This is a genomic window from Thermomonospora curvata DSM 43183, assembly GCF_000024385.1.
Lineage (GTDB): Bacteria > Actinomycetota > Actinomycetes > Streptosporangiales > Streptosporangiaceae > Thermomonospora > Thermomonospora curvata.
Map to the genome: position 1 here is coordinate 1,192,561 of NC_013510.1, position 13,089 is coordinate 1,205,649.

Genomic DNA, 13,089 nt, shown 5'->3' on the forward strand with positions numbered 1-13,089 from the left:
CAGTTGGGTGAGCAGCCGCAGGCGGCGCGGCGGTCAGCCGTACATTCCCGGAAGCGTCCCGGCGGCGTCGCGGACGGCGTGCAGCGCCCCCTGCTCGTCCCGCCATACCCGCCAGCCGTCGAAGACACCGGTGTACCAGGCGGGCGGCGGGCCGGGGTCGCTCACCTTGCGCCCGGTGCCCAGGTCGTAGGCGCACAACGGGGCGATCGGGTAGAAGCCGCGGTGCCCGGCGATGCGCAGCTCGGCGGGGTTGACCGTGCAGAACGACCAGGCGCGCAGCCCGCGCGCGGCCACCGCGGTCCCCTGCCGCAGGTCCACCGCGCTGCCCGGCCTGCCCTGCGACAGAAAGCCCAGCTTGGACAGGTCGGCGGGGAAGGCCAGCCACCAGGCGGCCTTGGGCGCCAGGTCGGCGGCCACCCGTCCGATGGTCCGGCCGGTGCGCGGGTCCAGCCGGGCGAAGTCGCCATAGCCCCCGCGGGCGTCCACCTCCCTGGTCAGCAGCGCCACCGACGGGCTGGCGCTGGGGTAGACCCGCAGCAGCCGCTTGCGCGTCCACAGCGGCTTGCCGTCGGTCATCCGCAGCCCGAAGAACCCGAACGCCGACAGCGGGCGGCCCTTGGCCTTCTGGTAGGGGGCCAGGTAGCCGACCAGCGTGTTCTCCGTCGCGGTGAACGTCCAGCCGCCGGCCAGGTCCACTCCCGGGCCCACCGCCTGCTCCACCGGGAACGACCACAGCGTCCGGCCCGTGCGCAGCTCGCGGTACTCCAGCGTCGGGCTGCCGGTCATCCGGAACACCACCACGCGCCGGCCGTCGGAGGACTCCACCTCGGCCACCCCGGGGAGCTGCCACAGGACGCGGCCGCTGGACCACTCCAGCGCCACGAACCGGGCGTCGCTTCGATCGGTGGACTCCGACATGCACAGCTGGGGGCCGCAGCGCACCGGGCCGAAGGTGGAGTCCACCGGCCTGCTCCACCGGCGCTCACCGGTCCGCGCGTCCCGCACCACCAGCGTCGCCTTCCCCCGCTCACCGGAGTCTTTGGCGGCGCGCGGTTCCAGGGCGGCCACCACGGGGGAGCGGTCCGGCCCGGCCACCGCCGGCGGCTGCACGCCCATTCCCGGCAGCCGCCCGGCCATCGCCGCCGGCCGCGCCCACCGGCGCTCACCGGTCGCCAGCTCATACACCGCGGTCTCCAGCCGCCCATCGGCCCGCAACGCGGTGACCGCCGTGACGCCGCTCGCGGTCACCGGACGGCTGACCGCGTTGACCGTGGTGTCCGACCAGGAGGGGACGGACGGGGCGGGCGGGCCGCCGGTTCCGCCGGTTCCGCCGGTGCAGCCGGTGACGCCCAGCAGCATGGCTCCTGTCGCCAAGAGTACGGATTTGTAAGCGAAGGGTAGTCGGCGGTGGGCGTGCAGGACCATGGGGCTGACTCCTGGTGGTCGGCGGGGGCCTTCCTGGTCGGGTGGTTTGCCTGGTCGGGTGGTTCGGTCGGGCGGTGCGGACGGCGGTCAGGCGGCGCCCGCCGGCCCCGGCGCCACCGTGGCCGCCGGCCCGCCGGGCTCCTCGCCGGCCGCCGCGCCGCGGCGCCGCAGCAGGGTGACCCAGCGGCCCCGGGGACCGCGCTCGCGGCCCGCGACCCGGGTGCCGGCCACCTCCATGCCGGGCTCCTCGGCGGCCTCGGCCGCCGCGAGGTAGACGGGCAGGACGCCCACGCCGCGCCCGGGCTCGGGCTCCGCCTCGGCTTCGGGCTCCAGCCCCAGCGCGGCCGCTATCGACGGTAGCAGTGCCATGGCCGCCGCTGCGTAACCTCGCGCAGACGGATGGTAACGATCCGCGGAGAACATCTCCACCGGGTCGGCGGCGAACTCCCGTCCCAGCAGGTCGCCCAGGGAGACCGTGCGGGCGCCCCGCTCCACCGCCACGATGGTCTGCGCCGCGGCCAGCTGCCGGCTGGCCCGCTGGGCGATCCAGCGCAGCGGCTGCATCAGCGGCTTGACCGAGCCCAGGTCCGGGCAGGTGCCGACCACCACCCGGCAGCCGGTGGCCAGCAGCCGCCGCACCGCCTGGTCCAGGTGCCGGACCGACACCGCAGGGGAGATGCGGGCGGTCACGTCATTGGCGCCGATCATGATGACCGCGATGTCGGGACGGGCCGTCAGCGCCTGGGTGACCTGGCCGTCCAGCGCCTCGCTGCGGGAGCCGGAACGTGCCACGTTCGTCAGCCGCACCGGCCGGCCGGCGATCGCCGACAGCCCGGTGGCCAGCAGCGCGCCGGGCGTCTCATCCGGCCGGTGCACGCCCAGCCCGGCCGCGGTGGAGTCGCCCAGCACGGCGAACGAGATCGGCTCGCCCGGCAGGTGGGCCCCGTACAGCCCGTCGGCCACCGGCGGGTCCCCGGTCGGGGTGGCCTGGATGATCCGCCGGGCCAGCTTGGCCTCCACCACCAGCAGACCGAAGGCCAGCCCGCCCAGAGCGGTGATGCCACCGCCCCCGTAGACCGCCGCCGTAGCTATCCGACGCGCCGTCAGAGCCCTCAGCATCGCTCACCCGCCTTGTTTCAGCCAGCCGCGTCGCTCACGCGGTGTAACGAATCCTTGGAGGTCGATCCTCCTGCTCACTGTGGTCGGCTACCGTCAGGTATAGGAATCTATACGACCGATCGTGTCGCGCACCCTCCCCCTACGGAGTTGGAACGCGAGCGCGACACTTCCGCCGGTAGACCTGACAAGGACGTCGATCGTGCGTGTTCATGATTCGTTGACCGAACTGATGGGAAATACCCCGCTGGTTCGGTTGCGCAAGGTGACCGAAGGACTGGCACCTCAAGTGCTGGCCAAAGTCGAATACTTCAATCCCGGGGGTTCCGTCAAGGACCGCATTGCCCTGCGGATGATCGAGGCCGCCGAGGCCTCCGGGCAGCTGCGCCCCGGCGGGACCATTGTCGAGCCGACCTCCGGCAACACCGGGGTCGGGCTGGCCATCGTGGCGGCCGAACGCGGCTACCGCTGCGTATTCGTCTGCCCCGACAAGGTCGCCCAGGACAAGATCGACGTGCTGCGCGCCTACGGCGCCGAGGTGGTGGTCTGCCCGACCGCCGTGCCTCCCGATCACCCCGACTCCTATTACTCGGTTTCCGACCGATTGGCCGCCGAGATTCCCGGCGCCTGGAAACCCGACCAGTACTCCAACCCCAACAATCCCCGCTCCCACTATGAGACAACCGGCCCGGAGATTTGGGAGCAGACCGAAGGGCGCATCACCCATTTCGTGGCGGGCATCGGCACCGGCGGCACCATCAGCGGCACCGGCCGCTATCTCAAGGAGGTCTCCGGCGGACGGGTGAAGGTCATCGGCGCCGACCCCGAAGGCTCGGTCTACTCCGGCGGCACCGGCCGTCCCTACCTGGTCGAGGGCGTCGGCGAGGACATCTGGCCGGCCACCTACGACCGCGACATCTGCGATGAGGTCATCGCGATCTCCGACCGGGAGTCCTTCACCATGACCCGGCGGCTGGCCCGCGAGGAGGCGCTGCTGGTCGGCGGCTCGTGCGGGATGGCGGTGGTCGCCGCGCTGCGGGTGGCCGAGCGCGCCGGCCCCGACGACGTCATCGTGGTGCTGCTGCCGGACGGCGGACGCGGGTACCTGTCGAAGATCTTCAACGACGACTGGATGGCCAGCTACGGGTTCCTGTCGGCCCCCACCGAGGAGGCCAAGGTCCGCGAGGTGCTGGCCCGCAAGGACGCCGGGATGCCGCAGTTCGTCCACGTCCACCCGCACGAGACGGTGGAGACCGCGATCTCGATCATGAGCGAGTACGGGGTCTCCCAGCTTCCGGTGATGAAGGCCGAGCCTCCGGTGATGGCCGCCGAGGTGGTCGGCGCCATCCGGGAAAAGGACCTGCTGGCGTCGCTGGTCCACGGCAACGCCAGCCCCGCCGACCCGGTGGAGGAGCACATGGCCGAGCCGCTGCCCATGGTCGGCGCCGGCGACCCGGTCAGCAAGGCCGTGGGGCTGCTGGAGAAGTCCGGCGCCGCCGTCGTCTTGGACTACGGCAAGCCCACCGGCCTGATCACCCGCCAGGACCTGCTGGCCTTCCTGGCGAGCTGAGCCGCCGGCGGGACGGCCAAGGCCCGTCCGGCGTGCCGGACGGGCCTTCGCAGGCCGCCTTGCGGATGCAGGCTGTGGGACGGGTCCGCCGGGCGGCGGGCCGGGACGCGGCGCAGGGGCCGGTTGGGCGGCTGGTGCCGGGCCGGCCGGGCCGCGCCCCGGCGGTCTTTCACACCCGCCCGGCCGCCTCGGGGGCCGGTTCCTCCCCGGCGGCCGGCACGGCCTTGGGCGTCTTGGGCTCGTCGCCGTGACCGGGCCACCAGGCCTTGTGCCCCAGCAGGGCGGTGATGCCGGGGACCAGGAAGATCGACATGACGAACGCCGACAGCGCGATGCCCAGCGCGATGGAAAAGCCCATCTGCTGCAGCATGGACACCGGGGCCAGCAGCATCACCGAGAAGGTGCCGGCCAGGATCAGCCCGGCGGCGGCCACGGTGGGGCCGCCGTGCTCGACGGCCAGGGCGGCGGCCCGGCGCGGCTCGTTGCCCTCCCGGGCCTCCTCGCGCAGCCGGGCGGTCATCAGGATGTTGTAGTCGGTGCCGATCGCCAGCACGAACAGGTACAGCATGATCGGCAGGTGGAAGATCTCCCCGGGCTGGTCCTTGAGGCCCTGGAAGACGTACACCGCCGAGCCCAGCGTGGCCGCAAAGCCCAGCAGCACCGCCGGGACCAGGTACAGCGGGGCGACCACCGAGCGCAGCAGGGCCAGCAGGATCAGCGCGATCAGCACCCCGGCGACCGGCAGGATCACCGACAGGTCGCGGTTGACCACCTTGTTGATGTCGCGGTAGATCGCGGTGGCGCCGCCCACCTTCACCTCGGTGCCCTGCGGGGCGATCTTGTGCACCGCCGGGCCCAGCTCGTCCTTGAGCAGGTTGATGGAGTCGTTGCTGTTGGGGTTGCCCTTCAAGATCAGGTTGACCCGTCCGACCGTGGGGTCGGTCTGGCTGATCTCGGCGGGCTGCACCGCGCCGACGCCCTCCAGCGACCCGGCCCGCTGCCCGAAGGCGTTCAGCTGCTCGGCGGTGAGCGGCCGTCCGTCGGTGGAGCGCACGATCACCTCCACCGGGGTGGTCTGCCCGGCCGGGAAGCCCTTGAGCATGTCCTTGGCGGCCTGGGCGGACTCGGTGTCCCGCGGGAAGCTGGCCTGGAAGTCGTAGTCGGACTTGAAGTTCAGCGAGCCGACCGCCAGTGCGCCCAGCAGCACGGCCGCGCCCAGGGCCACCGCGGCGGGCCGGCGGCCGACCAGCGCGCCCAGCCGGGCCGAGGCGGTGCCCTTGGGCTGCCTGCGCCACGACTTCGACGGCCAGAACACCGCGGTGCCCAGCAGCGACAGGATCGCCGGGAACAGCGTCAGCGAGGTGATGCCCATCGTCACCACGCCGATGGCCAGCGACGGACCCCAGGCGGCGAAGATCTCAAAGGAGGCCAGCATCAGCACCAGGAAGGTCACCGCGATCGCCGCGGCGGCCGAGGTGATCACCTCGCCGACCCGTTCCACCGCGCTGATCAGCGCGGTCTTCCTGTCCTCGCCGGCGCGCAGCCGCTCCCGGTAGCGGAACAGCAGGAACAGGTAGTAGTCGGCACCGATGCCGAACAGCACCACCGTCAAGATGATCTGCAGGCTGTCGTCGCCGGAGAAGTCCAGCAGCTTGGCGGCCGTCCCGATCAGGCCCATCGACACCTGCTCGGTGGCGGCGATCACGATGATCGGCAGCACCGCCGCCAGCGGCGCCCGGAAGATCAGCAGGATCAGCCCGATGATCAGCACGAAGGTGGCGATGCTGACGATCGCGAAGGACTGGGTGAAGGAGTCCTCGTTGTCGACGAACGTGGCGATCTCCCCCCCGACCTTGGCCTGCAGCGTGGGGCCGAGCACGCCGGGCAGGTCGGCGCGGATGTCCTTGATCGCCTGGGACTGCTTCTTGCCCTCCTGCTGACCGGCGACCAGCGACATCGGCACGGTGATCAGCTGGATCGACCTGTTGGGGGCCACCGCCTGCTCATTGGTGACGAACCCCTGGACGGTCGCGTACTTTTTGACGTTCGCCGTCATGGTCTGCGCGGCCTGCGCGATCTTCTCGCTGTCGGCCGGCGTGAGCGGCCGCCCGTCGGAGCGCTGCACCACGATCAGCGCGCTCATCTCGGCCTGCTGCGGGAACGCCCGCGCGGCGATCTCGGCTGCCTGCACCGACTCATACTCTGAGGGCAGGAACTCGCTCTGGTCGGATTCGGTCTTCAACGCGGGGGACAGCGCGATGATGGCGACGGCCGCGACCAGCCACGCCAGGATCGTCCACCACGGGTGTCTTACGACGACGCGCGCCAGTGCAGCGAACATCCGCGCCTTCCTTGAGTGGGGGGCATTGTGAACTACCCCAGTACGGTACGGGCGTGAACTTTTGCCCTGAGTCGGTCGATGCGGGGAAATCCGGTCTGATACCTGGGGTGGACGTCCTCCTCCTTCAGGAGGGCAGGACACCCGTTAGCCTCGTCTTTCATGGACGAGGACGTTCAACGGGGCTTTGAGACGCTGGCCATCCATGCCGGGCAGGAGCCCGACCCGACGACCGGCGCGGTGGTCCCGCCGATATATCAGGTGTCCACCTACAAACAGGACGGGGTGGGCGGGCTGCGCGGCGGCTACGAGTACAGCCGCTCGGCCAACCCGACCCGCACGGCGCTGGAGGAGTGCCTGGCGGCGCTGGAGGGCGGGGTGCGCGCCCTGGCGTTCGCCTCCGGCCTGGCCGCCGAGGACACCCTGCTGCGCACCATCTGCGCGCCCGGGGACCACATCATCGCCCCCAACGACGCCTACGGCGGCACCTACCGGCTGTTCTCCAAGGTCTACGAGCGGTGGGGCGTGACCTGCGACCCGGTGCCGCTGGGGGATCTGGAGGCGGTGCGGGCGGCCGTCCGCGAGGGGGTCACCAAGGCGATCTGGGTGGAGACCCCGACCAACCCGCTGCTGGGCATCGCCGATATCGCGGCGCTGGCGGCCATCGCGGTCGAGGCCGGGGCGCTGCTGGTGGTCGACAACACCTTCGCCTCCCCCTACCTGCAGCAGCCGCTGACGCTGGGCGCCCACGTGGTGGTGCACTCCACCACCAAGTACCTGGGCGGGCACTCCGACGTGGTCGGCGGGGCGCTGGTGACCTCCGACGCCGAACTGGGGGAGCGGCTGGCCTTCCACCAGAACGCCATGGGCGCCATCGCCGGGCCGTTCGACTCGTGGCTGACGCTGCGCGGCATCAAGACGCTGGGCGTGCGGATGGACCGGCACTGCGCCAACGCCGCGGCGGTGGTGAAGCTGCTCACCGAGCACCCGGCGGTACGGCAGGTGCTCTACCCGGGACTGCCCGACCACCCCGGGCACGACATCGCCGTCAAGCAGATGCGGGCCTTCGGCGGGATGGTCTCGTTCCGGATGGACTCCCCGGAGGCGGCGCTGCGGGTGTGCGAGCGCACCAAGGTGTTCACCCTCGGCGAGTCGCTGGGCGGCGTGGAGTCCCTCATCGAGCATCCGGCGAAGATGACGCACGCCTCGGCGGCCGGTTCCCCGCTGGAGGTCCCCGCCGACCTGGTGCGCCTGTCGGTGGGCATCGAGAGCGTCGAGGATCTGCTGGCCGATCTGAGACAGGCTCTAGGGTGAGGTGTCTCCTACCGCAAGGCCACACCGTCCTGCCCAGCCGATGCCGCAGAAGGTGTGATCTTGGGTCGAAGTGGACCAAAATCTCAGCGCGGTTGCGCTAGGTTTCCTCCCCGGAGGTGGCATTGGTGCGAAAGGTGCTGGTGTGCGGGACGGCGCTCGCCGTGGCCTCGCTGTCCGGTGCGGTCGTTCCAGCCGGTGCATGGGCGCAACCCGAGCCCGCCGGGAGCGGCACGCCCACCACATCCGGCAGCCCCGCCGCCCCCGCACCGTCGGAGCCCGTGGCGACGCCCGACGGCTCCAGCGCACCGGTTGAGCCGAGCGGCGGCGGCATCACCGCACGCGCCGTCATGGTGACCCCGCCGCCGCCGAACACCGCCACCTACTCCTACGGGGAGGGGCCCCGCCGGCAGCTGGACGTCTACTGGCGCACCCCCGATGCCTCCGCCGGCCCGGACGCCCAGGCGGCCCGGCCCGGCGTGCTGGTCCTGCACGGCGGCTACTGGATGGCCGGGGACAAGCGGTCCTGGCGGTACATCGCCCGCAAGCTGACCAGCCGGGGCTATGTGGTCTTCGCCGCCAACTACAGCCTCGTCCCCCACGAGCAGTGGCCCACCCAGCGCCGGGACGTGCGGGCCGCGCTGCGGTACGTCAAGAACAACGCCCACCTGTGGAACCTGGACCCCACGCGCATCGTGGTGCTGGGGTCCTCGGCGGGCGGTCACCTGGCCACCCAGCTCGGCACCCACGGCCGGGGCGCCCAGAGCGTGCGCGGCGTGGTGGCCCTCTCGCCGGTGGTCTCGCTGCAGCGGGCCTACCACGACGGCGGCGAGCTGGGCGCCGACGCCTCCCGGGTCAAGCTCCGGCAGGCGGTGCGGCTGCTGGTGGGGTGCGACCCGCAGGAGGAGGACGCCGAGCCCGAGTGCCTGGAGCGGGTGGAGGACGCCACGCCGGTCACCCACGCCGGCCCCGGGGACGCCCCCATGCTGCTGGTGCACGGCACCGAGGAGTTCGTCCCGGTCGAGCACTCCGAGGAGCTGGCCGGGGCGCTGCAGGCCGGCGGGGTGCCGGCGACGGTGCGCACCGTCGCCGGCCCGGCGCACGGCGGGGAGCTGCTGCGCGACGAGTCGACCCAGGAGGCGGTCTTCTCCTGGATCGACTCGGTCGCCAAGGAGTGAGCCGCCCGGCCGGTCAGCCGTACCAGATCATCAGCAGCAAGGTCACCACCCACAGCAGGCCGATCACCCCGGAGATGGCCGCGATCCGGCCCCGCTCCACCTGGGCGACCTCCTGCCGCGCAGCGGCGGTCTTCTCCTGCGCGCCCGCCTGGGCCTCCCCGGCCGCGGCGTCCCCGGCGGCGGCCGCCTCCAGCAGGTGAGCGGCCTTGCGCTGGTCGCGCTCCACCAGCAGCAGCAGGACCAGCGACACCAGGAACAGCGTCATGGACGCCGACAGCCACGCCTCGGCGAACCGTCCCCGCGACAGGAACAGCCCGAACAGGAAGACGCCCAGCGCCAGCATCCCGTACAGGCGGGTGATCCGGTTCAGGTAGCGCAGCACCGTCACGTTGCCCTGCCGGATGTAGCGGGGCGTGGACATGATCGCGGCGGTCAGCGGCCCCAGCGCGAATATCGCGAAACCCACGTGGAGGAACAGCAGCAGTTGATCGGCGGTCGACATGGCGATGACCTTACCCAGCCGCCGGCCGCCCCCACGGGCAGGTCCCTCATCCCCGGCGCATCCGCAGGTAGTCGCTGACCACGTACTCGCCGAGCCGGCCGGCCTCGGGGGCGAACACCCGGCCTCCGTTGCGCCGGGCGACCTCCTCCACGAACGACACCAGCCGGGGGTCGTCGGCCAGCATGAACACGTTCAAGGTGGCGCCGCGCCGGGTCATCTTGTCGATCTCGGCCAGCGTCAGCGTCAGCGTCTGGCGGGAGGGCGGGTAGTCGAACAGCGAACGGCCGTTGGGCTGCAGGTGGGCGGTGGGCTCGCCGTCGGTGACCACCAGCACGATCGGCTCGAAGTCCGGGTGCCGGTCCAGGTGCCGTCCGGCCAGCATCAGCGCGTGGTGCAGATTGGTGCCCTGCACCATGTCCCAGTCCAGCGCGGCCATCTCGGTGGGACGCAGCACCCGGGCGTAATTGGAGAACCCGATGATCTGGATGGCGTCCTGCGGGTACTTGCCGGTGACCAGCGAGTGCAGCGCCAGCGCCGTCTGCTTGGCCGCCCCCCACGCGCCGCGCAGCACCATCGAGTACGACAGGTCCACCAGCAGGCACACCGCCGCCGCGGTGCGCCGCTCGGTCTCCAGCACCTCGAAATCGTCCACGCTGAGCTTGACCGACCGGTCGCCGGTGGGGTTCTGGGCGTTGCGCCGGATGGCGTTGCCGACCGTGCGGACCACATCCAGCGGCTGCTCGTCGCCGAACCGCCAGGGACGTGAGGAGCCGGTCAGCTCCCCGGCCTGCCCGGCGTCGCGCTGGTCGTGGTCGCCGCGCCGGCCCCCCTCCAGGTGGGAGAACACCCGGCGCAGCGCGGTCTCGCCCAGCCGGCGCACCGCCTTGGGGGTCAGCTCCAGCCGGCCGCCACTGCGCTGCAGGTAGCCCTGGCGTTCCAGCTCTTTTTCGATGCGGCGCAGCTCGGCCAGGTCGTCGACCGCCTGGCGGCCCAGCGCCCGGCGCACCGCCTCCTCGTCGATGTCGTCCAGGCTGGCGCCCGGATAGTCCTGCGCCAGCGCAGCCTCCAGCTCGGCCAGGTCCGCCAGCTCCGCCAGCGCGGCGGTGGCGTCGCTGACGCTCAGCGGGTCCGAGCCGCTCATCCGCTCCGGGGTCCCCCAGCCCAGGTCGGGGCGGCGGGCCCGCAGCGCCTCGCCCAGCCGGGTCATCTCCATCGCCAGCCCGGCGTCCTCCATCACCTGCGCCATCAGCGCGGCCAGCTCCTGGCGCTGCTCGGGGCTCAGCGAGGCCAGCAGCCGGTCCATCGCCGCCGCCCGCCGGGCCAGCGAGTCGACCAGCTCCTCCAGGTTGCGCGGGTTGTCGGGGAAGAAGTCCCCGTACTCGCGCATGAAGTTCGCAAAGTCCTCCTGGGTGTGCTCGCCGCGGGCGTCGGCGTCGAGCATGTCGTTCAGCGCGGCCATCATGTCCCGGACCCGCTGCATGGCCTGCGGGTCGGGGTTGGCCAGCGCCTGCCGCATGCCCTGGAACTGGGCGTCCAGCACGTCGCGCCGCAGCAGGTCCTTCAGCTGCTCGAAGGTGGCGCGGGCGGCCGGCGATCGCCAGTCGTAGTCGCTCAGCCGCCGGATCGCCTGGGCGGTGTCGGACGGCAGCGCGTCCAGTTCGGCCTCGCGCATGCGCGCCTCGTCGCTGGGGTCGGGGAACAGCTCGGCCCGTTCCTGCCCGATGGCGGTGTCCAGCAGCGCCCGCGCCTGCTCCAGGACGCCGTCCAGCCGTCCCCGCTCGCGCAGCTCCCGCCGCCGCTGCCGCACCTGCCGCAGCAGCTCATCCAGGCCGCGCCGGGCCCGCCGGTCCCGGCCGCCCGGCAGTCCGCGGCGCAGCAGCGCGCGCAGCGCCTCGCCGGGGCTGGAGCCCTCCAGCACCGAATCGCCCATGGCGTCCAGCGCCGAGCGGATGTCATAGGGCGGCTCCAGTGGGTCCGGGCCGCCTTGGTAGGCGCCGTATCGGTATCGGCTCATGGCCACATCCCTGTCTTGTGCGGGCGTTCGCGGTGCTCTCCGGCCGCGGCTCGGACGAGCTGCGGCCTCAGGTGCGGTAGGTGGCCGTCCCGTCCCCGCCGGGGGAGACGTCCTTGGACAGCCGGCGGGTCAAAAACAGCCCTTCCAGCGCGAACTCCAGCGCGGCGGCGGCCTGGCCGGGCGACTCCCCGGACATGCCCAGCCGCTGCACCAGCTTGGCCAGCCCGGGCACCGGGCCGATGCGGCGCAGCAGCTCGGTGGCCGGGACCAGCTCACCGGACTCCACGGTCTGCCCGGAGTCGAACTTCTCCAGCAGCCCGCTCAGGTCGGCGCCGCCCAGCGTGCGGCGGTAGGTCTCGGCGACGGCCCGGCGCAGCAGGTGCTCCAGCACCTCCTGCTCGCGGCCCTCCTCGCTGACCTCGAACTCCACCTTGCCCATCACCGCGGGCACCACCGCCGGCACGTCGCACACCCGCGCCACCGCCTCGTCCTCCCCGGCCAGCGCGGCCCGGCGCAGGGCGCCGGCGGCGATGGTCTCCGCCCCGGCGATGGCGAAACGCGCCGACACCCCCGAGCGGGAGTCCACCGCGGGCGACTCGCGCACCAGGCGGGTGAAGCGGGCCATCACCTCCAGCAGGTGGTCGGGCACCTGGGCGTTCAGCTCGGCGACCGCCGCCTCCTGGCGGATCAGCTCCAGCTCCGTCTCCAGCGTCAGCGGGTAGTGGGTGCGGATCTCGGCGCCGAAGCGGTCCTTGAGCGGGGTGATGATCCGGCCGCGGTTGGTGTAGTCCTCGGGGTTGGCGCTGGCCACCAGCAGCACATCCAGCGGCAGCCGCAGCGCGTACCCGCGGATCTGCACATCCCGCTCCTCCAGCACGTTCAGCAGCGCCACCTGGATGCGCTCGGCCAGGTCGGGCAGCTCGTTGACGGCGAAGATGCCGCGGTTGGTGCGCGGCACCAGCCCGAAGTGCACCGTCTCCGGGTCGCCCAGGGTGCGGCCCTCGGCCACCTTGATCGGGTCCACGTCGCCGATCAGGTCGCCGACGCTGGTGTCGGGGGTGGCCAGCTTCTCCCCGAACCGCTCCTCCCGGTGCTTCCAGGTCACCGGCAGCTCATCGCCCAGCTCGGCGGCCAGCCGCCGGCAGCGCACGCACACCGGCGCGTACGGGTGGTCGTTGATCTCGCAGCCGGCCACCACCGGCGTCCACTCGTCCAGCAGGGTGACCAGGGTGCGGATCAGACGGGTCTTGCCCTGGCCGCGTTCACCCAGCAGCACCAGGTCGTGCCCGGCCAGCAGCGCCCGCTCCAGGTGCGGCAGCACCGTCTCGTCGAACCCGACGATGCCCGGAAAGCGCTCCTGCCCGGATCTGAGGCGCTCCAGCAGGTTGCTTCTGATCTCTTCCTTCACCGAGCGGTGCCGGTGACCGGTGGCGCGCAGGGCGCCCACGGTGGTGTCGGCGGGCGCGGCTTCATTCTTCGTCATGGACACGAGATCGACAGTACGTCGCCGATGCGAGCACTCGCACCTGCCCGGGGAGGGAAATCCACGCGCCGCCGGGCGCCGGATCCTTGGGTACCCCGCATCGCAGCGGGGAGAATCGAGGAATGAGCCCTCAAATCCAGGGACAGCGCAAG

Annotated in this window: 9 protein-coding genes; 3 read left to right on the forward strand and 6 right to left on the reverse strand. The window is 72.2% G+C overall.

The features are described 5' to 3' along the window. Positions 1–33 precede the first annotated feature (33 nt). Both TCUR_RS05160 and TCUR_RS05165 read right to left on the reverse strand, forming a co-directional pair. Positions 34–1,374 carry an outer membrane protein assembly factor BamB family protein gene (locus TCUR_RS05160; RefSeq protein WP_041440937.1) on the reverse strand — a complete coding sequence of 447 codons (1,341 nt, stop codon included), beginning with the start codon at positions 1,372–1,374 and terminating at the stop codon, positions 34–36. A 138-nt stretch (positions 1,375–1,512) separates the two neighbouring features. After that, entirely contained in the window at positions 1,513–2,544 is a 1,032-nt protein-coding gene (locus TCUR_RS05165; protein WP_012851417.1) for an SGNH/GDSL hydrolase family protein, read from the reverse strand. Between the two features lie 199 nt (positions 2,545–2,743). Here TCUR_RS05165 and TCUR_RS05170 point away from each other — a divergent pair, with 199 nt between their 5' ends. After that, positions 2,744–4,111, forward strand: a complete 1,368-nt coding sequence (locus tag TCUR_RS05170) for a cystathionine beta-synthase (RefSeq protein WP_012851418.1) — start codon at positions 2,744–2,746, stop codon at positions 4,109–4,111. 169 nt (positions 4,112–4,280) lie between these two features. Here TCUR_RS05170 and TCUR_RS05175 read toward each other — a convergent pair whose 3' ends face one another. Beyond that, a complete protein-coding gene (locus TCUR_RS05175) occupies positions 4,281–6,452 on the reverse strand; it encodes an MMPL family transporter (protein ID WP_012851419.1) in 2,172 nt (723 codons plus the stop codon). A 159-nt stretch (positions 6,453–6,611) separates the two neighbouring features. Between TCUR_RS05175 and TCUR_RS05180 the strand changes: the two genes are divergently transcribed. Then, entirely contained in the window at positions 6,612–7,763 is a 1,152-nt protein-coding gene (locus tag TCUR_RS05180) for a cystathionine gamma-synthase (RefSeq protein WP_012851420.1), read from the forward strand. 116 nt (positions 7,764–7,879) lie between these two features. Beyond that, on the forward strand, positions 7,880–8,938 hold the full coding sequence (locus TCUR_RS05185) for an alpha/beta hydrolase (RefSeq protein ID WP_245536984.1): 1,059 nt from the start codon (positions 7,880–7,882) through the stop codon (positions 8,936–8,938). A 13-nt stretch (positions 8,939–8,951) separates the two neighbouring features. Here the strand turns inward: TCUR_RS05185 and TCUR_RS05190 are convergent, their stop codons facing one another. The 3 genes from TCUR_RS05190 to TCUR_RS05200 form a co-directional block, all read right to left on the reverse strand. Continuing rightward, entirely contained in the window at positions 8,952–9,440 is a 489-nt protein-coding gene (locus TCUR_RS05190) for a hypothetical protein (protein WP_012851422.1), read from the reverse strand. A gap of 46 nt (positions 9,441–9,486) precedes the next feature. Continuing rightward, complete coding sequence (locus tag TCUR_RS05195) at positions 9,487–11,454, reverse strand: VWA domain-containing protein (protein ID WP_012851423.1); 1,968 nt, start codon at positions 11,452–11,454, stop codon at positions 9,487–9,489. Between the two features lie 67 nt (positions 11,455–11,521). Next, positions 11,522–12,937, reverse strand: coding sequence for a sigma 54-interacting transcriptional regulator (locus TCUR_RS05200; protein ID WP_012851424.1), 1,416 nt, complete (start codon positions 12,935–12,937; stop codon positions 11,522–11,524). Positions 12,938–13,089 lie beyond the last annotated feature (152 nt).